We start from the raw sequence: 26,028 nt of genomic DNA on the forward strand, positions 1-26,028 counted from the left end.
CGCTGGCGCCTCGCCACATCCACCACGCACCTCGCGCGCCCACGCACCCCCCGCACACGCACCCACCTCGCGCACCTCACGCACCTCACGCACCTCGCACTTCACCCACTTACGCACTCACGCACCTCACGCACTCACGCACCTCACGCACCTCACGCACCTCGCACTTCACGCACTCACGGCACCCACCTCGCGCACCCCTGCACTTCGCGCACTTCGCGCACTCACCGTGACGGTGGTATGACGCGACACGGTCGGTGCAAGCAGGCGCCACCTGTCAAAAGGTCGTGGCTCGGCGAGGCGGGGCGATCGCGCGCTGCGTTCGAGCGTCGGATGCGCGTCAGAACAGGCGCAAGCGGCGGGACTCTCCCTGAACACCGAGCCGGCGCAAGCGCTGCACCATCGGCTCGCGAGTCCACATCTCGTGCCAGTTCCAGCGATCGAACGCGCGGACCTGTCGCCGTACGGCTTCTTCGCGCTCCTTCTCGTCGATGACGCGTTCGGCCGCACGTTCGGCTCCCTCGGTCAGGAGGTACTTCACGCGCCCGTCGGCCTCGCCGACCGCATCGGAGTCCGGCCAGAAGAAGTCGACGAATGCCCAACGGCCCAGTTCGGCGAGCCAGAACGGATGCTGCTGCACTGGACGAGGGATTCCGAACTCCTCCATCACCAGAAGGCTGCAGGTCTCGAACGGCGTCCCCGACAGTGACGTTGCGCGCCGGAGTACTGCCTCGACTCTCCGGCTGCCCGGGTAGGGCAGCAGCCGGGCATGCTCAGCCCACAATGCCTCGAGTGTGGTGGGTGGTGGCCTGTTCTCCCATGGCATCGCCGCAAGCGCCGCGTCGACCGCGACCAGCGCAGCGCCCAACGTCGCGTGTCGGCAGAGTTGGATCAGCGAATGCTCGAGAGCTGTGACGGCGAGCCCCGCAACCCGACCCGTCAGCACCTCGTCGAGACGCGCAACGGCGATGGTCGTTCGACTCTTGTGACCATGCGACCCCGGCGCGAGCACGAACACCTCTTCAGGCCAGGCTCCGATGATCGGCAGCCCCTGAAGCGCGATTGCCGCAAACGAGGTGAAGATCGGCGCGTGAAGGGTCTCCGCAGCGGCTTTCACTTGGAGGAGGTACCGATCCGCCCGACGTCGAGCGGGGGTACGCCGATCTTCACCAGCAGGCACAGCACGATAGACGCCCCGCCTGACGACCTCGAGCTCGCCCGCCTTCGCTGCGGAGGCCAACTCTGCGCTGCGGCCGAGGGCGCGGGCATCTCTGGCAAGCACGAAGCCCTGGCCTGTGACTGGAAGCATATGCATGACGCCAACCTCGCATCGTCGCACTCACGAAACCGCCTCGTACGCTGTTCCGGCGCACCATCGCACGAGCGCACGAGTGTGGAGGACCAGTCGCCACGACCTCTTGCGCGGCAACGGCGGTTCCCGCAGACCGTCAGCTGGCGAAAGACCGTCACGTTCGCCCGTGTGAGCAGGCCGGGAGTGGGAGCGAGCGCCGGCGGGCCCGGGCGCGGCAGGGCGCGGCGCCGGCAGCGCGTCAGCGGGCGCGCGGAGCGTAGCCGCGCAGCCAGCGCGTGATCGCGGCATACGCGGCCTTCCGCACGGGCCCGCGGGAGAGGAACACGTCGTGCAGCGCACCGTCGATGCGGAGGACGGTGCCGGACTGGCCGAGCCGCAGGGTGCGCTCGGCGATCTCGTCGACGACGAGCACGACGTCGCTCGAGCGCATCCCCGGATCCCAGCGCGCCTGGAGCATCGACCGCTTCGACAGCAACGTGAGCACCGGCACGCCCACGTCGATGCGTGCTGCAACGGTGGCGTGCCCGGCGAGCACGGTCGTCAGCCACGCCGGATGCGTCGTGAACCCGCGATCGGGCCGCCACTCATGGTTGTACTCCCACTCGCCATCCTGCTCCTTCGCGACCGTGCGGGTGTAGAAGCCCAGGTCGACGTTCGGCAGCGCCGCGAGCGGGTTGACCTTCGCACCCCAGCCGATCACCGGTGCGAGCGCCTCGCGCCCGACACGACTCGCCTGGAACTCGAGCCACGGGCTGTTCAGCACCAGAGCCGCCGCCCGTCCGCGGTTGCGGGCGGCCCAGAGGCTGAGGGTGAGTCCACCGGTCGAATGGCCGAGCAGGATCAGCGGCCGAGCGGATGCCTCGGCATCGCTCGCCGTGCCGGGCGTGGCCGACTCCGCGGCATCCGTCGCCCCATGCCCCATGGCACTGAGCGCGGCGCCGATATCGGCGTCGTAGGTGGCGAGATCGGTGATGAAACCAGGAGTCTGGCCGCGGCGCAGGCTGCGGCCGTACTTGCGCAGGTCGAGCGCGAAGAAGCGTGCGCCGGCGTTCGCCCAGTACTCGGCCAGCTCGGGATTGAAGAAGTAGTCGCTCCAGCCGTGCACGTAGAGCACATCGATTCCGGATGCCGCGCCTCGCGTCAGCCGCAGGCGCCGCGGTGGCCGGTACCGCACGAGGGTGGCCACCACCTCTCCCTCATTGTCGCGCCCGAGCGGCAGGGTGAGTTGTTGGAAGCGCTCACCGAGTACGTCCGGGCGCCAGCCTTCAGTGCTCGTCTCGACGTTCGCCACAGCGCCTCCCCTCGCTTGTGCTCAGCATACTGACCCCGACTCAGGCTGCCCCCGGCTCAGGCCGACCCCGACTCAGGCTGACCCCGGCTCAGGCCGACCCCGGCTCAGGCTGCCCCCGACTCAGGCCGACCCCGGCTCAGGCCGACCCCGATTCGTGCCGACCCCGCGAGGCGCTTGAGCGCACAGCCCGACGACGCGCGATCAGGGGCCGACGACGAGCACCGCGAGCAGCGTGCCGGCGAGCATCGACGGCCCGAACGGGATCGAACCGCGCAACGTGACGCGGCGAAGCGCGAGCGCGATGATCGCAACCACTCCCCCGACCAGGAAAGCAGCGAGCAGCCCGAGGAGCCACGCCGAGAGTCCGAACCAGCCGAGCAGCACGCCGATGACGAGCGCGAGCTTGACGTCTCCCATGCCCATCGAGGAGGGCGAGATCAGCGCCAGCACGAGGTAGAGGGCGAACATCGCCGCGGCCCCGGTCACCGCCCACACGAGCGGCATCCACGTGCCGGCCGCCCACGTCGCCGGTACGAGCAGCACCGCCACGGTGGCGAAGGCCGGAAAGACGACGGCATTCGGCAGGCGCTTCTCGGCGAGATCGACGATCGACAGCACGGTGGCGCACGCCGCGAAGGCGAGCAGCGCCGGCAGCACCCACGACGACCCGAACCTCAGGGCGAGCGTGCCGAACACGGTGGCGGTCACGACTGCGGCACTCAGGCGCACCGTCTGCTGCGACATCCGCTCGCTCTGCATCGACCGTCTCGCCCAGTGCGCCAGCGGCCACCAGCCGAGAGCGAAGCCGACGAGGGCCGAACCGGCCGCCGTCAACACGGTCGACCAGTCGAGAGGCATGGTGAGCAGCGTAGCGGCCGGCGGCGGCGTGGGCTCGCGGTTGTCAACAGGGTCGAGGCGACCGTTGCGCGCGTCGGGTCTCGACTCGGCTTGGCGGGCCTGCTCGACGAGCCGGTGCCTACACTTCGTCGCGCGAGATGTCGATCATCTCGTCGCGGGGCACGACTTTGATGCGCACGCGGCCCTCGGCCGAACCGAGTTCCTGCTCGCGCTCGTCGAGGCGGTGCCACCCGTCGAGGTCGGTGTAGCGGATGCCGCGGGACTCGAGCAACTCGACGACGGACTCCTCTGACGGCGACTCGGGGGTCCACCAGTTGCCGAGGTCGTTGATGACGTGCTTGATCGTCTCCATCGCGTCGGACTTCGTGTGCCCGATGAGCCCGACCGGGCCGCGCTTGATCCAGCCGGTCGCGTAGACGCCGTACATCTGGCGGGCCTCGCCCGACTCCTTGTCGCGGATCAGCACCTGGCCCTCGTGGTTCGGGATGACGCCGAACGTCTCGTCGAAGGGGATGCCGGGCAGCGGTGAGCCGAAGTAGCCGACGGCGCGGTACACGGCCTGCACGGGCAGCTCGCGGATCTCGCCCGTGCCGACGACGCCGCCCTCGCCGTCGGGTGCGGTGCGCTCCCAGCGGATCGCGCCGACCCGGCCGGTGCCGTCGTCGACGATCTCGAGCGGCTTCGCGAAGAAGTGCAGGTGCAGGCGGCGAGAGGCCTGGCCGACCTCGCGCTGGCGCCACTGGTTCAGCACCTTGTCGATGACGAAGACCTGTTTGTTGCCCGACACCGCTGCACGGGCCGCGTCGTCGTAGTCGAAGTCCTCGTCGTACAGGATCATGTCGACGTCGCGCAACTCGCCGAGCTCGCGCAGCTCGAGCGGGGTGAACTTCACCGAGGTCGGGCCGCGGCGGCCGAACACGTGCAGATCCGTCACCGGCGACGCGGCGAGACCGGCGGCCACGTTCGCGGGGATCTCGGTGGGCATCAGGTCTTCGACGTGCTTCGCGAGGATGCGCGAGACGTCGAGTGCGACGTTGCCGTTGCCGATGACGGCGACCTCGCGGGCCTCGAGCGGCCACGTGCGCGGAAAATCGGGGTGCCCGTCGAACCAGCTCACGAACTCGGCGGCCCCGTACGAACCGTCGAGCTCGGACCCGGGCACGTTCAGGGAGGCATCTTTCACCGCGCCGGTCGAGAAGATGACGGCGTTGTAGTGCTTCTTCAGGTCGTCGAGCGTGACGTCTTCACCGAAGCGCACATTGCCGAAGATGCGGATGTCGCCGCGGTCGAGCACCTCGCGAAGCGCGGTGACGATTCCCTTGATACGCGGGTGGTCGGGTGCGACGCCGTAGCGCACGAGCCCGTAGGGCGCGGGCAGATGATCGAACAGGTCGATCGAGACGTCGAAGTTGCGTTCGGCCTTCAGCAGGATGTCCGCGGCGTAGATGCCCGCCGGGCCGGCCCCGACGATCGCCAGTCTCAGCTTGTTCTTCGTCACGTGCGCGGTCTCTCCATCAGTTTCGGGCTCTTCATCAGCTCTCGCGCTCCACGACCGTCTCGGCGAATCGTGTGAGCGCCTTCTTCACGCTGCCCCCGGGCAGCGGCGCCAGGGCCGTGACGGCCTCGCGAGCCCAACGGTGGGCCTCAGCGAGCGTAGCGCGCGTCGCTTCGTGCTGCCGCAGTTCAGCGACGATCGCATCGACGGTCGCCCGCGACGGCACGATGCGAGACGCGAGCGTGTTCGTGTCGAGCGGGTCGCCGAGGGCATCGGGGTCGGTGATCGTGACCACGTCGCGCTCGATGCGTTCGAGCAGGGCAGCGGATGCCGCATCGGTCTTCGCCTGTTCGGCGAGCCACAGCATCGGCAGCGTCACGACGCCGGCACGCAGGTCGGTGCCGGGCACCTTGCCGGTCTCGGCCGGTTGCGGCGAGAGATCGATGACGTCGTCGACGAGCTGGAAGGCCACCCCGATCTTCTCGCCGAACTCGATGATCGGCGCCTCGTAGCCGGGGTCGGCGCCCGAGAAGATGATGCCCGACTGGGCCGCGCTTGCGATGAGCGACCCGGTCTTGTCGGCGAGCACCTGGATGTAATGCTCGATGGGGTCGTCGCCCGGCTGCGGGCCGACCGTCTCGTGCAGCTGGCCGAGCACGAGTCGCTCGAACGTGGTGGCCTGCATGCGGATGGCCCCCTCGCCGAGGCCGGCCATGAGCTGGCTCGCACGAGCGAAGAGCAGGTCGCCGGTGAGGATCGCGACGGAGTTGCCCCACACCGCTTGCGCGCTGGGCACCCCGCGGCGTCGGTCGGCGTCGTCCATGACGTCGTCGTGGTACAGGCTCGCGAGATGCGTGATCTCGATCGCCTGCGCCGCGGTGACCACGTCGTCGGTGGCGCCCGCGCCGAGCTGCGCGGTCAACAGGGTGAGCATGGGTCGCACACGCTTGCCGCCCGCTTCGAGCAGGTAGCGCGTCGAGACATCCGCGATCGTGTCGGCGAATCGCACCTCGTCGAGGAGGCCGGCCTCGACGCGATCGAGTCCGTCGTCGATCGCCTTGGCCATGGCCTTGTCGGCGGAGGAGGCGAAGACGCGTTCGCTGAGGCCGAGATTCGCGGCGAGCGATGAGCCTCGACGGGCGACCGGGTGACTCGGTTTCACGTTGCCTAGCCTACCGGGGGTCCGGTGGTCGAGTAGCGCCCGACGAAGGAGGGGTGCGTATCGAGACCGGCCAATGGGTCTCGATACGCTCGCTGTCGTTCGCTGGATCTCGATACGGTGCTGGCGCGCCTACTCGATCCTGCGCTCGACCGACGACGTGCGTGGCTTCACGGCACGGTGCAGGGCGACGACGCCGAGGGTGAGGTTGCGCCACGCGACATCCGTGTACCCGGCCTCGCGGATCCAGCCGGCGAGCGTCGGCTGGTCGGGCCACGCGCCGATGGACTCGTTGAGGTAGTCGTATGCCGTGTCGTTCGAGCTCGAGAGCTTCACGAGCGGCGGCATGACGTAGCGCTGGTAGATGCCGTAACCGGTGCGCACGAGGCCGGCGGGCGGGGTCGAGAACTCGCAAATCACGAGGCGACCACCGGGCTTCGTCACGCGGAAGAACTCGGCGATGGCCTGTTTCGGCTCGTTGACGTTGCGCAGGCCGAACGAGATCGTCACGGCATCGAACTCGTCGTCGCCGAAGGGCAGCTTCGTGGCGTCGGCCTCGACGAACACGAGGTTCTGCACGCCGGCCTGGCGACGACGGCCGACCTCGATCATGCCCGGCGAGAAGTCGGCGGCGACGACGGATGCCCCTGACTTCGCGAGGCTCGCACTCGACGTGCCGGTGCCCGCCGCGACGTCGAGGATGCGCTGCCCGGGCTTCGGATCGACCGCGCGCGTGGTGGCGACCCGCCACAGCGGCGCGTTGCCCACCGAGAGCACGTTGTTCGTGCGGTCGTAGTTCGCGGCGACGCGATCGAACATCGCCGACACCTGTTCGGGCTGCTTGCCGAGGTCTGCGCGGGTCATCCCCCGATTCTACGGCGGAGCCGCCCGCGCCGTTCGACCTCGCGAGCTCACTGGCCGCGTGGCGATCGGTCCGCCATCCCGCGCATCGATGGGATCACGCGACGGCGAGCGGTCCGAGAACGCGGCGTAGGCTGAGGCGGTGAGTCAGAAGGATGGCGCGGCGCAGGCGGCGAGTGCACGCCTCCGCGTTCGCACCGTCGCCGTCGATGAGACGGAGCCGCTGATCCCCCGCGCCGATCCGCGGCATCCGCTCGTCTGGATGCGCCGCGGCGAGGGCATCGTGGGCCTCGGCGAGACGATGCGCATCGAGACGACCGGGCCGCACCGCGTCGCCGACGCCGCCGCCGCGTGGACTTCTCTCGTCGAGATCGCCGAGATCGACGACCGCGTCGGGCTGCCGGGCACCGGGCTCGTCGCCTTCGGTACCTTCGCGTTCGCCGACGAGTCCGAGTCGACGAGCGTGCTGATCGTGCCCGAGCTCGTGATGGGCCGGCGTGACGGCCGCGCCTGGGTCACGCGCATCGCGCTCGACACCGGCGACGACGAGGCGAGGGATGCCACCGGCTCCGCCTCCGGCGTCGACTCCATCGCCGACGCGGAAGACGCACTGCCCGAACCCGCGCCGAAACGTCAGGTGCCGCGCGTCGCCTTCGCACCTGGATCGGTGCCGCCCGAGGCATATGAGGCAGCCGTCGCCGAGGCCGTGCGGCGCATCGACGCGGGCGAGTTCGAGAAGGTCGTGCTCGCCCGGCAACTCGTCGGCGAACTCCACGAAGACGCCGGGCTCCGCGCCACGATCAACCGTCTCGCCGAGGACTACCCCGACACCTGGGTCTTCGCCGTCGACGGGCTCATCGGGGCGAGCCCCGAGACGCTCGTGCGCGTCGATCATGGCACCGTGTCGGCGCGGGTACTCGCCGGCACCGCATCACGCGGCGCCGGCGAGGCGTCGGATCGGGAGCGCGCCATCGCTCTCGCCGCCTCGGAGAAGGACCGCGCCGAGCATGCGCTCGCCGTGCAGAGCGCCGTGACACGGCTCGCGCCGCACACCGCCCGACTCGACACGAGCCCCGAGCCCTTCACCCTGCAGCTACCGAACCTCTGGCACCTCGCGACCGACCTCAAGGGCACGCTCGGCGACGGCTCGAGCTCGCTCGACCTCGTGCAGGCGGTGCATCCGACCGCCGCCGTGGCCGGGACGCCCCGACGCGTCGCCCTGCGCGTGATCGCCGAGCTCGAGGGCTTCGACCGAGGCCGTTACGCCGGCCCTGTGGGATGGATCGACGGCGACGGCGACGGCGAATGGGCGATCGCGCTGCGTTGCGCGCAGGTCGACCCCGACGGCACGGTCACCGCATATGCAGGTTGCGGCATAGTGCACGACTCGGTGCCGACCGACGAACTCGCCGAGACGGTGATGAAGTTCCGTCCGATCGTCGAGGCCTTCGGCGGCTGAGCTCGCCGGGCGGGCCGCTCGGCGGGGCGAGGGCTCCTCGCTCAACTCGCGGCGAGCCGCGCCTGCTGCTCTGCGACGTCGTAGTCGGCCTTCGGCCACTCGAGCTGCATCGCCTCGAGCGCATCGATCAACACGTGCTGCACGGCCAGCCGCGCGTACCACTTGCGGTCGGCGGGAATGACGAACCACGGGGCATCCGCTGCCGCCGTACGCTCGAAGACGAGCTGGTACGCCTCGGCGTACTTCTCCCAGAGGAGTCGTTCGTCGACGTCGCCCGGGTTGAACTTCCAGTGCTTCTCGGGGCGGACGAGTCGCTCGGTCAGGCGCGCCTTCTGCTCGTCTCGCGAGATGTGCAGCATGACCTTGATGATCGTCGTGCCCGTCGCTGCGAGCTCGGCCTCGAAGTCGTTGATCGCCCCGTACCGCCGCTCGATCTCGGCGGGCGGTGCGAGCTCGCGCACCCGGCCGATGAGCACGTCTTCGTAGTGCGAGCGGTCGAACACGCCGACCATGCCGGCTCCCGGCACCCGCTTGTGGATGCGCCACAGAAAGTCGTGCTCGAGCTCTTCAGCGGTCGGCTTCTTGAATGCGGCGAGCTGCACGCCTTGCGGGTCGACCGCACCCATGACGTGCTTCACGATGCCGCCCTTGCCTGCCGTGTCCATCGCCTGCAGCACCAGCAGGATGCGTCGCTCGTCGCCCAGGCGGCTCATCGCGAAGAGCTGCTCCTGCAGCTCGGCGAGGATCTCGGCGCCCTCGGCGAGCGCCGCCTGCCCGGCCTCCTTGTCGCCGTCGAAGCCCGGGTGCGCGTGGGAATCGGTCTTCGACAGCTCGAACCCGGCACCCACCCGCAGCAACTCGGCGGGGTCTGCGGTCCAATACGACTCGCGGCTCATGTCACGCTCCCTCACGCGACGCGGCGTCGCACAGGTCCCATCCTGCCGAGCGAGCGGATGCCACGGCAAGTGCCTGCAGCCGCCTCGACGCCGGTTCGGGTCGCGCGCGGCAACCGCCCGCCCGTACATCGCCCGCGCCTCGCCACCCTGACGAAAGCGACTCAGCGCGGCAGCGGCACCTCGAGGATCGACGGCCCCTCGATGCGGGTGCCGAGCGCTTCGTCGAGCTCGCCGCGTGTGGTCGCCCGAACGTAGGCCCAGCCGTAGGCCACGGCGAGCGCTGCCAGATCGACATGCTGCGGCGTGAATTGCACCCGGTCGAACGCATCGGCGGGGGCGGATGCTGCGACCTCGAGTGAGTCGAAGATCGAACCGCCGCCGTCGTTGCCGACGATCAGCTGCACTCGGGGCCGCGACTCGCCTTCGCCGATGAGCATCGAGCCGACGTCGTGCAGCAGCGTCAGATCACCGATGACCGCGCGGGTGACGCCCGACCGGGCAGCATGGGCGACCGCCGACGCGGGCGCAGCGACATCCGCCGCCCCGCCCGGCCCGGCGAGCCCATCGAGCCCGCCGAGCTCGTCGAGCTCGTCGCCCGAGGCGTTCGCCGCCCTGCCGGCCGCACCTGGGAACGCTGACTGACTCGCGATCGCGATGCCCACCGCGGTTGCGACGGTGCCGTCGATACCGGCGAGCCCCCGGTTGGCATGTACCCGGATGCGTCGCCCGGGCACCACTCGATCGGCGTCGCGGATCAGGCGGGATGCTCCGAACACCAGTCGATCGTGCGGCCAGGTCGCCGACCAGACGGCGTCGACGAGCATGCGCCGAGTGATGGGCGCACGCACGGCGGCGAGCTGCGCCTTCATGTACTCCCGCTGCGCTTCGAAGTTCGAGACATGCCCGGTCTCGTCGATGCCGCTGCGCTGCGCCGACGCAGCGGGCAGGCCCGACTCGACGAGGATGCGGCTCGCGTGCACCCAGCGACCGACCCAGGCGCGTTCCTCCTGCGTCGGCGGGTGCGGCTCCGCGCGAACGGCCCGCTCGAACCGTGCGACCCGGCGCCCGGGGTTGAACCACTCGATGCCCCACGGCGCGACGTCGATCGTCTCGACGCCCTCTCGCTGCACGAGCGCCGGCAGCTCACGCGCGAGCGTCGGATGCCCGAAGACGACGACCCGCTCGATCTCGTCGCCGAATCCCGGCTCGCGCAGCAGCTCGCGGTAGGCGACGACGAGGTTCGGCCCGAAATGCGCGCCACTCGTCACCTCGGCGAGCAGCGGCCAACCGCCATCGCGGGCGAAACGCTCGGCAGCCGGCCCGGCACCCGCCCCGGCGACGACGACCGTGCGCGGCCCAGGCGCGATGAGCGCGACAGGCGCTGCCCCTGCCGCCCCCTCACCTCTCGATCGAGTGGGAAGATCCGGCGCAACGTCGGCGGACGTGGGAGCGGGAGCGACGTCGAGCTCGACGGCGGCCGACAACGGCTCCCGCAACTGCAGGTTCAGGTGCACCGGTCCGGGGCCGGGATGGGGCACCGGCGTGCCGTCGGCATCGAGGCCGAGCGCGGCGACGACGGCCTCGCGCGCGAGGTGTGCCGCGGCATCCGCTTCGCCCACCGCCCCCTCTGGCGGCGCGACGTCGCGCTCGAGACGCACCGCGCCGGCGAAGATGCCGGCCTGCATCGTGGTCTGGTTCGAACGGATGCCGCGGAGCTCTGCCGGCCGATCGGCGGACAAGACGATCAGGGGCACCCCCGAATGGTGCGCCTCGAGCACGGCCGGGTGCAGGTTCGCGACTGCCGTGCCCGACGTCGTGATGACCGCGACCGGTCGCCCCGACTCGACGGCGAGGCCGAGTGCGAGAAACGCTGCACCGCGCTCGTCGATGCGCACGTGCAGACGCGCGGCTCCGACGCGTTCGAGTTCAGCGGCAGCGAGAGCGAGCGCCTGGGAACGAGACCCCGGAGCGACGACGAGATCGACGACACCATCGCGCACGAACGCCGTGAGCAATGCCAGCGAAGCGTCGCTCGCTGGACTGCTGCCGGGCGCTCGGTGGGGCGTCGGCTCAGCCATTCGGACGGCCGGACGGACCGGCCTCGCCCGGCGTCTCAGGGGAGTCGGGTCGTTTGCGGTCGGTGCCGCGCGAGCCGCCGGTCTCGCCGTCGTTCGCGCCACTCTCGGCGCCGGAGTCGAAGTCGGCGAGCTCCTGCTCGAGCCGCCGGATCCGCTCGTCTTGCGCGGCATCGCTGCCCAGCTGACGAAGGAAGTCGGCGTCGTCGTCGGGGGCGACGGTGCGCGCCCGCCCGCCGGGCAGCCGCTCGGCGCGACCACGTCCGATGATGAACCAGAGCAGGGCACCGATGATCGGCACGAAGAGGATGATGACGATCCACCAGCCGCGCCGGAGACCACGAATACGCGTTCGGTCGAAGAACGCGCAATCGGCGACGGCGTAGATCGTGAAGATCACGGCGGCGACGCCGAGTCCGAAGAGCAGCCGGGCCATGACCTCAGTCTAGGCGCGCCAGCGCGTGCCGCGGCTGTGAGTGCGCCCAGCCGCGGCGACCTACACTGTCAGGGTGAAGTCCGTGCCCGTATGGATCTGGTACACCGTGTTGCGGGTGCTGCTGTTCGCCGTTCCGCTCGCGGTGCTGCTCATCGCCAAGGTCGACCCGTGGGTCTCCGCCGCGATCGCCGCGGTCTTCGGTCTCAGCGCGTCGCTGCTCTTCCTGCGCCGGCCGCGTGAGTCGATGTCGAGCGATCTCTACGCCGCCCGCCATCGCGAAACACCCCTCGTGAACGAAGACGACGAAGCCGAAGACGCAGTCGTCGAGCGGCGCCCGCCCGCCGAATAGCCCCGCCATCCGCTGGTGGAGTGGGCCCGCCAGGGCCGTATCGAGACCGGGCACCAGGTCTCGATACGCTCGCTAGATCTCGATACGGCGCTGGCGCGCCTCCTCGATCCGGCGCTCGACCAACGGAAGCTTCAGAGCGCGAACGCCAGTCCGAGCCCGACTCCGTAGACGAGGGCTGTGAGGCTCGTGAGTTGCAGCGCGATGATGAGTTCCCGCGGTGTCTTCGCCGTGAGTACGATCGCGCATGCTGGCAGCGCCGCGAGCAGGGCGAACATCACGAGCCACGCAGTGGGGTAGAGCAGCGCGAAGAACGCGACGATGGCGAACGGCACGATCATGAAGACCACGAACAGGATGCGCCCGACGAGCGGCCCCACAAGCACCGCAAGGGTGCGCTTTCCGGCGATCTTGTCTTGCGTGACGTCGCGCAGGTTGTTGGCCATGAGCACGGCGCAGGCGAGGAGCCCGACGCCGACGCCGCCGAGCCACGCCTCGAAGTTCACCATGAGCGCCTGCACGTACGCGGACCCTGCTGTGGCGACGATGCCGAAGAAGACGAACACGAAGAGCTCACCGAGCCCGTAGTAGCCGTATGGGTGCTTGCCGCCGGTGTAGAACCAGGCGGCGACGATCGCGACCGCGCCGACGGCGAGCATCCACCACTGCCCGGTCACGACCGTGAGGGCGAGCCCGGCAATCGCGGCGAGTGCGAAGAAGCTCACGGCGACGGCGAGCACCTGCCTGGGCTTCGCGACCCCCGAGCCCGTGAGCCGCGCCGGGCCCACCCGGTGCTCGTCGGTGCCGCGCACCCCGTCGGAGTAGTCGTTGGCGTAGTTCACGCCGATCTGCAGGGCGAGGGCGACGACGAGGGCGAGCAGCGCCCTGGCGACGTGCCACGGCCCATCGGGGATCGCGACGATGCCCGCACCGGTGCCGAGGGCGACTGGCGCGACGGCGAGTGGCAGGGTGCGGAGCCGTGCACCCGACACCCAGTCGGCGGCCGACACGCGCTCAGGAGCGCGGTTCGACTTCGCCGCACCCTTCGACTTGGCGTTGCCGTTCGACTTGGCGTTGCCGTTCGACTTGGCGTTGCTCCCACGTCGATCGCGCGCGGCCTCCCGCTTCGCGATCTCGTCGCCGGGGTTCATCCTCTGGGGTTTCGGGCGCGCCACGGAGTCAATGCTAGTTCGCCGCGCCCGCTGGTTCGATTCGCGGGAGCACATCCGATTCACGGGCATGGAATGTCACAAACAGGGCCCCGGCGGGGTCTTGTGAGTGAAGACCCATTTGGAGGCTCGCATGCACCAACTCCCGATCGCCGACCGGCGGCGTGGGACGCCGATCACCGACCGCCTCTCGCACCACCTCCGGACGCGGACCGCGCTCGGCCGCCGACTCTCGGCGATGTCCGGCGAATTGCGCGGTCGAGCGGTTCCGCTCCACTGGACGAACCTGTTCGGGGTGGTGTCGCTCGCGAGCACAGCCGTGCTCTTCCTGACCGGACTCGTGCTGATGTTCTTCTACACGCCGTCGAGTGAGCTGGTGCGGTACGACGGCCCGTTCGTCCCGCTGCACGGTGCGGAAGTGTCGAAGGCGTTCGCGTCGACGATGCACGTCTCACTCGAGGTGCGCGGCGGACTGCTGCTGCGGCAGGCCCACCATTGGGCCGCCCTCCTGTTGCCGGTCTCCCTGACGGTGCAGCTCCTGGTGATGTTCTTCACGGGCGCGTTCCGGAGGCCGCGGCAGGCCAGCTGGGTGATGCTGTTCCTGCTGTTCATCGTGGCGCTGCTCGGCGGCTGGAGCGGCTACGCCCTCCCAGACGACATGCTCTCCGGCACGGGCCTTCGCATCGTCGAGGGCATCGTCTTGGGCATCCCCTTCGTTGGAAGCCAGCTGGCCATGCTGATCTTCGGCGGGGAGTTTCCCGGCCGGATCATCGAGAACCTCTACCCGGTGCACGTTGCGCTGGTGCCCGTGCTCATGGTCGTGCTCATCGCCGCCCGCGTCCGCTCGTCGTACGTGCACAGACCGCCGCAATTCGCCGGCCCCGGACGAACCCAAGGCAATGTGGTGGGAGTGCCGATGCTGCCGAACGCGGCCGCCCGCGCGGCCGGGCTGTTCGCCATCGTCACCGGAATCCTCGTGCTCATCGCCGCCACGGTCACGATCAATCCCATCTGGCTGTTCGGTCCGGCATCGCCCGGCGATGCGTCGGCAGGCAGCCAGCCCGACTGGTACACGGGCTTCCTCGATGGCGCACTCCGCCTCGTCCCGCCGGGCTGGGAGTTCGTCTGGCTCGACCGCACCTGGACCCTCGCCGTCCTGGTTCCGCTCGCCGTCATCGGCGTGTTCCTCGGCACGGCGATGCTCTTTCCGTTCCTCGAGTCGTGGATCACCGGGGATCGGCGCGAGCACCACATCCTCGACCGGCCGCGAAATGCCGCGACCCGCACCGCGATCGGCGTTGCCGGGGTCACGTTCTACGGTGTCCTCTGGGCTGCGGCGAGCGCGGACCTGGTCGCCACCCACTTCGCACTCAGCATCGAAGGCATCATCCTGACCCTGCAGATCGCCCTGCTCGCCGCACCGGCCGTCGCCTTCTCCATCACCCGACGCGTCTGCATCGCCCTCCAGAGGAAGGACTTGGAGATCGCACTCCACGGGTACGAGACGGGCCGCATCGTTCGATTGCCGTCGGGCGAATACCTCGAAGTGCACGAGCGAGTGGATGTCTACGACCGGTGGCGATTGGTCGCCCACCACGGGGCCGCGCAGGCCATCCCCTCACCTTTCGCGGGAGGGCGACCGACCCTCCGACGTCGGACCCGTGCTGCAATCGCTCGTTGGTTCCTCGAAGACCGCATCGTGCCGCCTGAACGGGAGTCGCCGCCGCAGCGTCAGGCGGAGCAGGCCGAGCTCGTCGGGAGCGGCACGGGAGAGCCGGGCGCCTAGTCAACCGTGCGAGCCGGCCGAGCCGGCCGTCAGGCGAGCAGCGCAGCGACCGCTCGTCGATCGGGCTTGCCCGACGCGAGCATCGGCAGGTGTTCGACGACCACGAGGCGCACGGGCCGGGCCGCGGGTGCGAGCCCGGCTTCGTCGGTCGCCGCGGCGAGGGTCGAGAGGGCAGCGGATGCCGCGGCATCCGTCTGGGGTGCGACCACGACTGCCCGCTGGCCCCACTCCGCGTCGGCGACGGCGAGCACCACGGCCTCACCGAAACCGGGGACGCCGCGCACGGCCCGCTCGATCTCTCCGAGGGCGACCTTCACGCCGCCCGAGATGATGACGTCGTCGGCGCGGCCGCGGATGCGGAGCCGGCCCTCGCGGTCGAGCTCGCCGACGTCGCCCGTGCGGTACCAGCGGGTGCCGTGGGCATCGACCGTGAACGCGGCGTCGGTGCGGGCCGGGTCGTCGAGATATCCGTTCGCGAGCACGGGGCCGCTGAGCTCGACCAGGCCGTGCTGCCCTGAACCGGCCGATAGGCGCTGCCCTGAGCCTGCCGATGGGCGCTGCCCCGAGCCTGTCGAAGGGCGCTGCCTCGAGCCTGTCGAAGGGTCGACGACCCGCACGCCGACGCCCTCGAGCGGCATGCCGTCGTAGACGCATCCGCCCGCGGTCTCGCTCGAGCCATAGGTGCGCACGATGTTGGCGCCGAGCTCCGCCGCCCGCTCGGCCACCGCCGGCGCGAGCGCCTGCCCGCCGACGAGCACGGCGTCGTATCCGGTGAGCGCCGCCGCCACGAACGCGTCGCGCTGCGCCCGCTCGACGATGCGGGCGAGCTGCACCGGCACGAGCGAGGTGTAACGCGGCGCATCAGTGGTGAGGCGAGCGGATGCCGCGGCGAACGCCTCGGCCGTGAACGGCCCGTCGTCCAGCACCACCGGGGTCGTGCCCGCCACGATCGAGCGCACGAGCACCTGCACGCCCGCGATGTAATGTCCCGGCAGCGCGAGTAGCCAGCGGCCGGGGCCGCCGAGCCGGTCGGCGGTGGCGTCGGCACTCGCGATGAGGGCGTCTGCCGAGAGCATCACGCGCTTCGGGGCATCCGTCGACCCGCTCGTCTCAACCACAAGTGCGACGTCGTCATCCACCTCGCCCTCCCCGCGTTCCACCCCGTCTGAGCGTTCCGGGGGTGCGTTCGCGCCAGAATCCACACCGATCAGCACGCTTTCCGGCGCAAATGCACCCCCGGAATGAGATCTGGGGGCGGGGGCGGAGAAAGGGGCGGAGTAACGCGTTCCGACGGGCACGGGCCAGACGGCGGGGCCGCCGTCGAGTGCCGACCGCAGAGCTTCGGTGAGCGCCGGGACATCCATCGCTGAAACCTGCACGAGTGGTTTCATCCGCATCGCACCGTTCGCTTCGAAGGATGTTCGGCTCTCGGCAGGACGAACTGGGCCGGCGGTGTCCTCCGCACCGGCGATCGTCCGACGAAGGCGGCTGGCACTCCGTCCCGCGAAGGCCGCCGCGTCAGTAGTGCCACGGGTATGGGCCCCAATCGGGGTCGCGCTTCTCGAGGAAGGCGTCGCGACCCTCGACGGCTTCGTCGGTGCCGTAGGCGAGACGCGTCGCCTCGCCCGCGAAGACCTGCTGGCCGACCATGCCGTCGTCGACGGCGTTGAACGCGAACTTCAGCATGCGGATCGCCGTGGGCGACTTCGTGAGGATGGTGCGGGCCATCGCGATGGCTTCGCGCTCGAGTTCGGCGTGCGGCACGACGCGGTTCACGGCGCCCATCTCGTAAGCGCGATCGGCCGAGTATTCCTCGGCGAGGAAGAACACCTCGCGGGCGAACTTCTGCCCGATCTGACGGGCGAAGTACGCGCTGCCGTAGCCGGCGTCGAAGCTGCCCACATCGGCGTCGGTCTGCTTGAAGCGACCGTGCTCGCGGCTCGCGATCGTGAGGTCGCAGACGACGTGCAGCGAGTGCCCGCCGCCGGCCGCCCAACCGGGCACGACGGCGATGACGACCTTCGGCATGAAGCGGATGAGCCGCTGCACCTCGAGGATGTGCAGGCGCCCGACGGCGGCGTGACTTCCCGGTGCGTCGGCATCGCCGCCGGCCCCGTCGACGATCGCCGTCTCGGCATCCGAGTACTTGTAGCCGTCACGGCCGCGGATGCGCTGGTCGCCGCCAGAGCAGAACGCCCAGCCGCCGTCTTTCGCACTCGGCCCGTTGCCGGTGAGGAGCACCACACCGATGCGCGGGTTCGTGCGTGCATCTTCGAGCGCCCGGTACAGCTCGTCGACGGTGTGCGGGCGGAAGGCGTTGCGCACCTCGGGCCGGTCGAACGCGACACGCGCGATGCGGCCGTCGAGCGAGTGGTGATAGGTGATGTCGGTGAGGCCCGATGGCCCACTGACCGCGGATGCCGCGTCGACCCACTCGCTCGCATCGAACAGTTCGGAGACCGCAGCGCTCATGCCCCCAGCCTATTCGGCCACGACCATGCACCCGCTCGACGGGAGCGGGTGCGAGACTGGGCACATGCTGCCCGAGCCGAATGAACTGCTCGCCACCGCAAGAGTCGTGGCCCTCCCCCTCGTGACGCGGTTCCGCGGCATCGACGTGCGCGAGGCCGTGCTCTTCGAGGGCCCCGAGGGGTGGACCGAGTTCTCCCCGTTCATCGAGTACGACGACTCCGAGGCATCCGCCTGGCTGGCCGCTGCCGTCGACTACGGCTGGAACGCGCCGCCACCTGCCCTGCGCGACCGCATCGCCGTCAATGCGACGGTGCCGGCCGTCGATCCCGACAGCGTCGCCGCGGTGCTCGCACGATTCCCCGGATGTCGTACGGCGAAGGTCAAGGTCGCCGGCACCGACCAGACACTCGCACAGGATGTCGCACGGGTTCGCGCCGTGCGCGAGGCCCTCGGCCCCGAAGGCCGCATCCGGGTCGACGCCAACGGCGGCTGGAACGTCGATGAGGCCGAGCATGCGATCCACGCACTCGCACCGTTCGACCTGGAGTACGTCGAGCAGCCGTGTGCGAGCGTCGAGGAGCTCGCCGAGATCCGCCGTCGCACGAAGTACATGGGGCTGCCGATCGCGGCCGACGAGAGCGTGCGCCGCGCCGACGACCCGCTCGCCGTCGCCGAGGCCGGCGCCGCCGATCTGCTCGTCATCAAGGCGCAACCGCTCGGTGGCATCCGCCGCGCCCTCGAGATCATCGGGCGCACGGGCCTGCCCGTCGTCGTCTCGAGCGCCCTCGACACGAGCGTCGGCCTTGCGATGGGCGCGCAGCTCGCGGCATCCGTGCCCGTGCTCGATTTCGACTGCGGGCTCGGCACCGCCTCATTGCTGGCAGCGGATGTCACGCGGGCGCCGTTGATTCCCGAGAACGGGTCGATCCCGGTGGGCCGTGTGCTGCCCGACCCGGCGTTGCTCGAGCGATACTCCGCGTCGCCCGAGCGCACGGAGTGGTGGCTCGAGCGCATCGTGCGATGTCACGCGGTGCTCGCCGACGCCGGGGCCGGGGCCGGGGCCGGCACACCGTCCACCGCCTGAGCCGGCGGGTTCAGCCGCCGACCGACCGCACGGGTTCGCGAACCGTCACGCCGAGCGAACGTCGCGCGTCAGGCTGCCAAGCGAAGTAGAGACCCGCAGCCAACAGGCACGTGATCAGCAGCTGCACCACGGCGACCGGCACGGGCGCATCGGGGAAGAAGGTGCCGATCGCATTGCCCGAGAAATGGATCAGGATCGCCGCCCACACCCGGCCGCCGAGACGTTCGCTGACGAACAGGTAGATCAGCGAAAGCGGGATGAAGGAGAGGCCGAAGAGCAGCCCGTCGACGGTGAAGAGGCCCATGGCGGCCTGCCCGGTTCCCGGCAGGAAGAACAGGGGGATGTGCCAGATCCCCCACGCGAGTCCGAGCACGACGGAAGTGGTGAAGATGCCGAGTGACCGGCGCAGGCGCGGCTGGGCGTAGCCGCGCCATCCGAACTCCTCAGCGATGGGGCCCGTGATCATGAACAGCAGGATGAAGAGCAGCGGGCCTCCGAAGTCGGCAACGACGGCCGGTGCTTCCGCGAGGCGCGCACTGAACTCCTGCGGTGCGAGCAACAGGTTCGCGATCACGGTCGGGGCGGCGCCGAGTACCAGCGCGGCAGGCAGCCACAGCCACGGGGGCGCGACCCGAGAGCTGCCGCCGCGATCCGGCGCGCGGCGGGTGCGGGTCAGGTAGAGGATCAGCGCCGCGAGCGACGGACCCGACGTCGCGATGCCGAAGATCCAGAGCGCACCGCCTTCGCGCACATTCCCGCCCTGCCAGGCCAGGAGAAGCCACAGCGACCCGCTGATGAGCACGGTGATGAGGGCGAACAGGAGCAGGTCGGTGCGAACCCGGGTGTGCGGCGTCGTTGTGGTGGTCACGCGTTCACCCTGCCAACCGGTTCGCGTCGCCGCTATCGGGCTAACCCCCGCACCGGATCTCGATACGCCCCCTTCGTCGGCGACTCGATCAACGACAACCCGCCGGTCGAGTAGCGCCCGACAAAGGAGGACGCGTGTCGAGACCCCGCACCGGATCTCGATACGCCCCTTTCGTCGGCTACTCGATCAACGAGGCTCGGGTCACCAGAGGATCAGCGGCACCGAGAACGAGCGCGAGTCGGCGAACCCCTCGCCGCCGTCGAACTCGGCCCGCACCAGGTGCAAGCCGCGCGGCAGCTTCGGCAGCTTGACGTCGATGCGGCCGCGATCGGCGGCCGTGAGCTCGACCTCGGCGATGACCTTGCCACCGTCGAGCACCCGCACGGTGCCGACCGCAGGACTGCCATCGAGGGCGAACACCTTGCCCTGCAGCTTCACGGCCGAGCCGGCCTTCGCGAACAGCTTGTTCGGCGCCGCGAGGGTGAACGTCGCGACGGCCGGCGGCGCCTGCTCGTCGACGAGCACGGCGACGCTGCGAGCGGGCACGGTGACCGCGCCGGTCGCGGCGTTCCAGCTCGTCGTCTTCACGACGGCGTCGGCGCCGTTCGCCTGCGCCTCGGCGAGCGCGAAGTCGCGCCCGGCGAGTCCGGCGATGGTCTCGGTGACCGGCTCGGACGACGCATTGAACACGACCAGCGCACCGTCGAGCTCTGGGTCGGCGTCGTCGCCCACGAGGTCGTCGATCTGCATCGCGATGACGCCGGGCGTGGCATCCGCCCCGCTGTTCGGGAAGGTCACCTTCTCATCGATGAGCTCAGCCGAGCCGAGCTGCAGCAGGTCGACCTCGCCACGCACCCGCAACAGGTCGAGGGCGGATGCCTCGGCCGCCGCGATGTCCGCAGCACCCGGCTTGAGCGCCGGGTTCGCGAGCAGCGGCGCCATGATGGGCCACTTGTCCTCGTTGTCGGCCGCAGGCGGCAGTCCGGAGCCGAACGTCGACTCCTGGCCGGTCCAGTCGATGCGGTTGAACCAGTCGCCCGAGTTGTAGCTGTTGCGGTCGAGTGACTTCGAGCGCAGCAGCTCGGTGCCGGCGTGCCAGAACGAGGGTGACTGCGAGAGCGTCACGGTCGCGAGCGACAGCGTGTTCATGCGCACGCGATCGGCCATCGCGGTGTCGGCCGGCAGCTTGAACACCGAGAGGTCGTAGAGCGTCTCGTTGTCGTGGGCGTCGACGTAGTTGATGACCTCGTCGGGCTGGTCGGCGTAGCCGGCCGGCGACCCGTTGTAGTCGAACTGCTCGCCGCGCTTCACGACGCCGTCGGACCCGGTGAACTCGAATCCGCGCAGGTTGCCCGCGAGTCCGAGCTTGACGAGGTCGGTCTGCTGCCCGAGCGTGCGATCGGCGGGGTCGATCGGCGACCCGTTCGGATCGGTGCCGAGCCCGGTGCCGAAGCCCTGCTCGAACGTCGATGCACCGTCGACCGGGCTGCCGCCGTGCACGCCGTCGCGCAGCCGGTCGTTGAACGTGCCGATGCCCGTGCCGCCGAGCTGGCCCTGCGTGGCCTGCTCGAAGAGCGCGTTGTTCGCGACCTCGCCGAAATTCCAGCCCTCGCCGTAGAGGTACACCGCCGAGCCGTCGACGCCGTCCTCCTCGAGGGTGAGCTCATCGAGCGCGGCCCGCACGGCGAGCAGATTCGCCTTCGAGTGGTGACCCATGAGGTCGAAGCGGAACCCGTCGACCTTGTACTCCTCGGCCCACAGCACCACGGAGTCGACCATGAGCTTCTGGGCGACGTCGTGCTCGGTGGCGATGTTCTGGCAGCACGTCGAGGTCTCGACGTTGCCGACGGCGTTCAGGCGCTGGTAGTAGCCGGGCACGATCTGGTCGAGCACCGACTTCTCGCCCTGCCCGGATGCCGCGGTGTGGTTGTACACCTCGTCGAGCACGACCTGCAGGCCCGTCGCGTGGAGCGCGCCGACCATCTCGCGGAACTCGCTCACGCGCGCGCCGCCGTCGGGGTCCACCGCGTAGGAGCCCTCGGGCGCCTGGAAGTGGAACGGGTCGTAGCCCCAGTTGAAGCCGTCGAGGTCGCGGATCGATTCGAGACACGCCTGCTGTTCGGCCGACGCGGGGCCGAAACTCGCCAGGTCGCATGCGGGAGTCGCCTGTGCGGCGCGGTTCTCCTCTATCGTCGCGATGTCGAACGTCGGCAGCAGGTGCACGGTGTTGATGCCTGCTTCGGCGAGCTGCGCGAGCTGCTGAGTGCCGGCCGAGTCCCGCGTGAAGGCGCGGTACGTGCCGCGCTCCTCGGCGGGCACCGACTCGTCGCCGATCGAGAAGTCGCGCACGTGCAGTTCGTAGATCGCACGGTCGACCGGGCGTTCGACGACCGGAGCGGGCGTCTCCTCCCACTGCTCTGGCCGGAGCGACTCGTCGTCGAGGTCGACGACGACCGAACGCACCGAGTTCGTCGTGAGAGCCACGGAGTACGGATCTGTGACCGAGTTCGTCTCGATCGCGCCCGTCGTCGGCGCGTACACCTCGACCGACCAGCGGTACTCGTCGCCCGAGGCGACCTCACCCGACACCGACCACGTGCCGTCGGCGTCGTTGAATTCAGCGGCGATCACCTCGGCGTCACCGGATGCCCCGGCATCCCACCGCTCGACCGAGACCGATCGCGCGGTCGGCGCCCACAGCGCGAGCGTCGCCTGGCCTGCCTCCCAGCTGGCACCGAGGGGCACGGATGCCACGGCGTCGCCGTAGAGATCATCGAGCACGCCCGGCAGCTGCACGCCGGTGAAGGCGCTCAGCTCGCCATCCGTTGATTGCGCGACCGCGAGCTGTTCGGTGACGAGCCCCTGCACCTCGCCGCGGTCGAGCCCGACCGGACGCAGCGCGAGGAAGCCCTCGAGCGCCGGAAACGCGGCGAGCTGGTCGTCGTCGAGCCCATTCGGGTCGAGCTCGAGTACGACCGGCTCGCCGCCGCCCGTCACGGCGCCGTCGCCGACTGCAAGCAACGCGTCGGGCGAGTGCTCGAGCGTCCACGCGGCATCCGTCGCCTCTGCTCCGCCGAGCAGTTCGGCCGGCCAGGCGAGCGTGTCTTCGCTCACCCAGTGGGCGCGCGACTCCCCCGTGCCGGCGAGCGGCGGGTCGGTCACGACGATCTCGAGCACGTGCGTTGCGAGCGTGTAGCGGAACTCGACGAGATTGCCCGTGGTCGCGGTGAACGTGTAGTTCGGGCCCCCGGGCACGCCGCCGACGCCGTAGTTCTCGTCCCAGCCCTGCCCGTGCGCGACCTTCGTCTCGTACGCGCCGTCGGGGATCGACGAGGTCGACCACGTGTAGACGCCGTCCTTATCGCCGTCTTGCATGAGTGAGGCGAGGCACTCGGGCTGCCAGTCGCCGGGGCATCCGACCTCCGATTGGAAGCTGCCGGGCAGCGTCACGATGGGGCCCTCGGCGGTCGAGGAGACGACCTTCGTGTTCGGGTTCCAGAAGAACGTGATCGGGCCGCCCGGGTGCGAGTAGCTGACGTTGCCGCCGTTCAGCTCGCCGTTCGCACCGTAGTTGACGTCCCAGCTGCCGTTGATCGCGACCTTGTACTCGTAGTCGCCGGCGGCGACATCGAAGGTGCCGGCGTAGATGCCGTCGGCGCGCAGCGTGAGCTTCGCGACCTCGCAGCCGGGCGTCCAGTCACCGGCGCAGCCCATCTCGGAGTTGTGCGAACCCGGCACCGTGACGAGATCGATCGGCTGCTCGGGCTCCTCCTCGGAGGCGAGGTTCACGGCGTTGCCGACGCTCGCGTAGGTGCTCGCCGCCGAGCGGTTGCCTGCGGCATCCGTCGACACCGCGCGGTACTCGAGGAGGGTGCCACCGGCGAGGCCGGCCGTGTCGTGGAAGACCCGGGGGCTCGTGTCTTCGGCAGTGCCGAGCTCGTGCCAGGCATCGTCGCCCGTCGCGCCGGCAACCCGCCAGGCGAAGCTCGTCTCCTGCCAGGTGGCGTCATCGACGTCGGCGGCAACCGGGGTGATGCCGGTGACGCCGGCGCCCGCAGCGGGCGTCGAGACAGTGATGGCGGATGCCGCGTCGGGCGCGCTCACCGCACGGCCGGCCCGCAGCACGACGGTGCCGAGCGCCGGCACGGTGACGGATGCCACGCCTTCGGCGTTCGCCACGATCGGCGCGCCGTCGGTGCCGTAGAGCGGCGAGAACACGCCGTCCTTCGTGAGCGTGGGCACTTCGACGGTCTTCGGCGCGTTCGAGTTGTTCGCGGCCACGAGGTACTCGGTCTTCTCCGCCCGGTCGACGCGTGAGAACGCGTAGACGCCGGCGCCGTTGTCGACGTAGCGCTCGATCTGGGCGCCGGTCGAAAGGGCGGGGTGCGCAGCGCGCAGCGCCGAGAGGGCGGCGATGTGCTCGTAGAGCGGGGCATCCGTGCCGAAGTGCTCACCGGTGCCGAACGTCTCACCGGTGACGAGCGGCTGGTTCTGGAACTCGGCCACCTGGCTCGGGAACAGCGTCTGCCGCGCGCTCTGGTCGCCGCCGATGCCCGCGAAGCCCTGCTCGTCGCCGTAGTAGACGACCGGCTGGCCGCGCGTGAGGAAGAGCAGCTCGTGGGCGAGCTCGTCACGCTCGAGCGGGGCATCCGTCGACTGCAGGAAGTAGCCGATGCGCCCCATGTCGTGATTGCCGAGGAAGGTCGGCAACGCAGTCGCCGACGAGTCGGGCGTCGTGTAGTAGTCGTCGCCCGCGAAGAGGGCCTGCAGGTTCTTCGCCGAGTTGCCGGCCGAGAATGCCACGGCCTGCGACTGGAACGTGAAGTCGAGCACCGAGTTCATGTCGGTATTGCGCACGTAGGGCGAGAGCTTCACGGGGTCGGCGTCGTAGACCTCGCCGAACATGAAGAAGTCGGGCTTACCGGCGGTGTGCGCGTAGTCGAGCACCTGCGTCGACCACTGCTCCCAGAACTCGAAGTTCACGTGCTTGGCGGTGTCGATGCGGAAGCCGTCGATGCCGAGGTCGATCCACTGCTCGTAGACGTCGACGAAGCCGTTCACGACGGTGGGGTGCTCGGTCATGAGGTCGTCGAGGCCGACGAAGTCGCCGAAGGTGACCGACTCGCCCTCCCACGTCGAGTCGCCGCGGTTGTGGTACAGCGTCGGGTCGTTGAGCCAGGCCGGCACCTTGAGCTCTGCGTCTTCGGGCGTGAGGGTCGGTGTGTACGGGAAGCTCGTCGCCGCATCGAGGGCTGGGAAGTCGGCGCCCGTGTCGGCATCGGCGAAGTCGGCCGGGTCGAAAGCGGTGCCGCCGGCGTCGAGGTAGGGGCTCGTCGCCTGGTCGATGTAGGCGTGCTCGCCCTCGGCGTAGTCGATGACGTCGGCCGTGTGGTTCGTGATGATGTCGAAGTAGACCTTGATGCCCTTGGCGTGCGCCTCGCCGATGAGCGCCTCGAGCTCGGCGTTCGTGCCGAGGTGGGGGTCGATCTGGGTGAAGTCGGTGATCCAGTAGCCGTGGTAGCCGGCGCTCGCATCAGCGCCCTCGCCCTGCACTGCGCGGTTCTTGAAGCTCGGAGTGAGCCAGATCGCCGTCGTACCGAGACCGTCGATGTAGTCGAGCTGGTCGCGCAGGCCCGCGAGGTCGCCGCCGTTGTAGAAGCCCTTGTGGGTCGGGTCGTAGCCGGTCGTGAGCGCGTCGCCCGTGAGCCCGCCCTCGTCGTTCGAGGTGTCGCCGTTCTCGAAGCGGTCGGTCATGACGAAGTAGAAGGTCTCGTCGCTGCCGGGCTGGCGCACAGGGTCGGCGACGAGGTCGGCGTCGGCCGCCTCGTCGTAGGCGCCGCGCAGCGTGGCATCCGTCGCCTCGAGGCCGACGCGCTTCAGGGTGTCGTCGAACACGACTCGCACCGGGGTGTCGCCCGCGACCGTGAGCGGGATGTTGTCGCCGCCGCCGTTGAGGCCATACGCCTCGTCCCACGTGTCGTTGACCGCGACCTTGTACTCCCACGTGCCGGCGGGGATCGTGAACTCTGCCGCGAAGACGCCGGGCGTGCCGGTCGCGGTGAGCTCGGTCTCGGCGCACTCGGGGGCCCAGTCGGCGGGGCATCCGAGCTCGTCTTGCAGAGAGCCGACGAGCGCGAAGGTGCGTGGCTCGTCTGCGGCCGCGGCGGCGAGGCCCGGAATCACCGAGAGAGCGGATGCCGCGAGGCCCCCCGCAACCACGAGGGCGAACCAGCTGCGAGCGCGAGCGCGTTGCGTCATCCTTGACTCCCGATTTCCGGCACGACTCCGTGCCACCGACCTGCAGGTGACGGTAGCAGCGGCCGGGGCGTTAATGCAAGCGCTTACAACGTGGATGCCGCGAACCGACGCCGCCCGAGCGAGGCCCGCGTCATGCGTCGTGCAAGCGTTGCCAGAACCCGCCGCGGACCCCCTCCGCGCCACGACCTTTTGCCGCGTCACGG

Annotated in this window: 18 protein-coding genes; 4 read left to right on the forward strand and 14 right to left on the reverse strand. The window is 70.0% G+C overall.

From position 1 onward, the window contains the following. Positions 1–340: 340 nt before the first annotated feature. The 6 genes from AC1C2R_RS05965 to AC1C2R_RS05990 all read right to left on the reverse strand — a co-directional run bounded on the left by AC1C2R_RS05965 (position 341) and on the right by AC1C2R_RS05990 (position 6,979). Positions 341–1,315 (reverse strand): type IV toxin-antitoxin system AbiEi family antitoxin domain-containing protein, encoded by a 975-nt coding sequence (locus AC1C2R_RS05965; protein ID WP_495379323.1) that lies wholly within the window; start codon positions 1,313–1,315, stop codon positions 341–343. 235 nt (positions 1,316–1,550) lie between these two features. Continuing rightward, positions 1,551–2,603: an alpha/beta hydrolase gene (locus AC1C2R_RS05970; protein ID WP_495379324.1), complete on the reverse strand. Its 1,053-nt coding sequence runs from the start codon at positions 2,601–2,603 to the stop codon at positions 1,551–1,553. A 201-nt stretch (positions 2,604–2,804) separates the two neighbouring features. Beyond that, positions 2,805–3,461, reverse strand: a complete 657-nt coding sequence (locus AC1C2R_RS05975) for a prepilin peptidase (protein WP_495379325.1) — start codon at positions 3,459–3,461, stop codon at positions 2,805–2,807. Positions 3,462–3,579: 118 nt separating this feature from the next. Next, positions 3,580–4,959, reverse strand: coding sequence for an FAD-dependent oxidoreductase (locus AC1C2R_RS05980; protein WP_495351597.1), 1,380 nt, complete (start codon positions 4,957–4,959; stop codon positions 3,580–3,582). 34 nt (positions 4,960–4,993) lie between these two features. Beyond that, on the reverse strand, positions 4,994–6,118 hold the full coding sequence (locus AC1C2R_RS05985; protein ID WP_495379326.1) for a polyprenyl synthetase family protein: 1,125 nt from the start codon (positions 6,116–6,118) through the stop codon (positions 4,994–4,996). A 129-nt stretch (positions 6,119–6,247) separates the two neighbouring features. Then, positions 6,248–6,979 (reverse strand): class I SAM-dependent methyltransferase, encoded by a 732-nt coding sequence (locus AC1C2R_RS05990; protein WP_495351599.1) that lies wholly within the window; start codon positions 6,977–6,979, stop codon positions 6,248–6,250. 139 nt (positions 6,980–7,118) lie between these two features. Between AC1C2R_RS05990 and AC1C2R_RS05995 the strand changes: the two genes are divergently transcribed. Further along, entirely contained in the window at positions 7,119–8,435 is a 1,317-nt protein-coding gene (locus AC1C2R_RS05995; protein ID WP_495351600.1) for an isochorismate synthase, read from the forward strand. A 41-nt stretch (positions 8,436–8,476) separates the two neighbouring features. Here the strand turns inward: AC1C2R_RS05995 and AC1C2R_RS06000 are convergent, their stop codons facing one another. The 3 genes from AC1C2R_RS06000 to AC1C2R_RS06010 all read right to left on the reverse strand — a co-directional run bounded on the left by AC1C2R_RS06000 (position 8,477) and on the right by AC1C2R_RS06010 (position 11,842). Beyond that, positions 8,477–9,331 carry a PPK2 family polyphosphate kinase gene (locus AC1C2R_RS06000; protein ID WP_495379327.1) on the reverse strand — a complete coding sequence of 285 codons (855 nt, stop codon included), beginning with the start codon at positions 9,329–9,331 and terminating at the stop codon, positions 8,477–8,479. A 161-nt stretch (positions 9,332–9,492) separates the two neighbouring features. Further along, on the reverse strand, positions 9,493–11,409 hold the full coding sequence (gene menD, locus AC1C2R_RS06005; protein WP_495379328.1) for a 2-succinyl-5-enolpyruvyl-6-hydroxy-3-cyclohexene-1-carboxylic-acid synthase: 1,917 nt from the start codon (positions 11,407–11,409) through the stop codon (positions 9,493–9,495). After that, positions 11,402–11,842 carry a PLD nuclease N-terminal domain-containing protein gene (locus AC1C2R_RS06010; RefSeq protein WP_495379329.1) on the reverse strand — a complete coding sequence of 147 codons (441 nt, stop codon included), beginning with the start codon at positions 11,840–11,842 and terminating at the stop codon, positions 11,402–11,404. Before AC1C2R_RS06010 ends, menD begins: the two co-directional genes overlap by 8 nt. 73 nt (positions 11,843–11,915) lie before the next feature. Between AC1C2R_RS06010 and AC1C2R_RS06015 the strand changes: the two genes are divergently transcribed. Next, on the forward strand, positions 11,916–12,191 hold the full coding sequence (locus tag AC1C2R_RS06015; RefSeq protein ID WP_495351604.1) for a DUF4229 domain-containing protein: 276 nt from the start codon (positions 11,916–11,918) through the stop codon (positions 12,189–12,191). A gap of 131 nt (positions 12,192–12,322) precedes the next feature. On the opposite strand, the gene AC1C2R_RS06020 is transcribed toward AC1C2R_RS06015, so the two are convergent. Next, positions 12,323–13,339, reverse strand: a complete 1,017-nt coding sequence (locus AC1C2R_RS06020) for a 1,4-dihydroxy-2-naphthoate polyprenyltransferase (protein ID WP_495380379.1) — start codon at positions 13,337–13,339, stop codon at positions 12,323–12,325. Positions 13,340–13,490: 151 nt separating this feature from the next. On the opposite strand from AC1C2R_RS06020, the gene qcrB reads away from it, so the two are divergent. After that, positions 13,491–15,143, forward strand: coding sequence for a cytochrome bc1 complex cytochrome b subunit (gene qcrB, locus AC1C2R_RS06025; protein ID WP_495379330.1), 1,653 nt, complete (start codon positions 13,491–13,493; stop codon positions 15,141–15,143). 29 nt (positions 15,144–15,172) lie between these two features. Here the strand turns inward: qcrB and AC1C2R_RS06030 are convergent, their stop codons facing one another. Beyond that, on the reverse strand, positions 15,173–16,282 hold the full coding sequence (locus AC1C2R_RS06030; RefSeq protein WP_495379331.1) for an AMP-binding protein: 1,110 nt from the start codon (positions 16,280–16,282) through the stop codon (positions 15,173–15,175). Between the two features lie 379 nt (positions 16,283–16,661). After that, on the reverse strand, positions 16,662–17,615 hold the full coding sequence (locus AC1C2R_RS06035) for a 1,4-dihydroxy-2-naphthoyl-CoA synthase (RefSeq protein WP_495379332.1): 954 nt from the start codon (positions 17,613–17,615) through the stop codon (positions 16,662–16,664). 64 nt (positions 17,616–17,679) lie between these two features. Between AC1C2R_RS06035 and AC1C2R_RS06040 the strand changes: the two genes are divergently transcribed. Then, entirely contained in the window at positions 17,680–18,699 is a 1,020-nt protein-coding gene (locus AC1C2R_RS06040) for an o-succinylbenzoate synthase (protein ID WP_495379333.1), read from the forward strand. A gap of 10 nt (positions 18,700–18,709) precedes the next feature. Here AC1C2R_RS06040 and AC1C2R_RS06045 read toward each other — a convergent pair whose 3' ends face one another. Next, complete coding sequence (locus AC1C2R_RS06045; protein WP_495379334.1) at positions 18,710–19,567, reverse strand: CPBP family intramembrane glutamic endopeptidase; 858 nt, start codon at positions 19,565–19,567, stop codon at positions 18,710–18,712. Positions 19,568–19,768: 201 nt separating this feature from the next. Continuing rightward, on the reverse strand, positions 19,769–25,825 hold the full coding sequence (gene pulA, locus AC1C2R_RS06050; protein ID WP_495379335.1) for a pullulanase-type alpha-1,6-glucosidase: 6,057 nt from the start codon (positions 25,823–25,825) through the stop codon (positions 19,769–19,771). Positions 25,826–26,028 lie beyond the last annotated feature (203 nt).

Source organism: Agromyces sp. Y182, from assembly GCF_059445385.1.

What these genes read in the sequence shown, in the direction of transcription:
- AC1C2R_RS05965 (WP_495379323.1), bottom strand. Translation starts at nt 1,315, where the DNA reads ATGCATATGCTTCCAGTCACAGGCCAGGGCTTCGTGCTTGCCAGAGAT.
- AC1C2R_RS05975 (WP_495379325.1), bottom strand. Translation starts at nt 3,461, where the DNA reads ATGCCTCTCGACTGGTCGACCGTGTTGACGGCGGCCGGTTCGGCCCTC.
- AC1C2R_RS05990 (WP_495351599.1), bottom strand. Translation starts at nt 6,979, where the DNA reads ATGACCCGCGCAGACCTCGGCAAGCAGCCCGAACAGGTGTCGGCGATG.
- AC1C2R_RS06000 (WP_495379327.1), bottom strand. Translation starts at nt 9,331, where the DNA reads ATGAGCCGCGAGTCGTATTGGACCGCAGACCCCGCCGAGTTGCTGCGG.
- menD (WP_495379328.1), bottom strand. Translation starts at nt 11,409, where the DNA reads ATGGCTGAGCCGACGCCCCACCGAGCGCCCGGCAGCAGTCCAGCGAGC.
- AC1C2R_RS06010 (WP_495379329.1), bottom strand. Translation starts at nt 11,842, where the DNA reads ATGGCCCGGCTGCTCTTCGGACTCGGCGTCGCCGCCGTGATCTTCACG.
- AC1C2R_RS06020 (WP_495380379.1), bottom strand. Translation starts at nt 13,339, where the DNA reads ATGAACCCCGGCGACGAGATCGCGAAGCGGGAGGCCGCGCGCGATCGA.
- qcrB (WP_495379330.1), top strand. Translation starts at nt 13,491, where the DNA reads ATGCACCAACTCCCGATCGCCGACCGGCGGCGTGGGACGCCGATCACC.
- AC1C2R_RS06035 (WP_495379332.1), bottom strand. Translation starts at nt 17,615, where the DNA reads ATGAGCGCTGCGGTCTCCGAACTGTTCGATGCGAGCGAGTGGGTCGAC.
- AC1C2R_RS06040 (WP_495379333.1), top strand. Translation starts at nt 17,680, where the DNA reads ATGCTGCCCGAGCCGAATGAACTGCTCGCCACCGCAAGAGTCGTGGCC.
- pulA (WP_495379335.1), bottom strand. Translation starts at nt 25,825, where the DNA reads ATGACGCAACGCGCTCGCGCTCGCAGCTGGTTCGCCCTCGTGGTTGCG.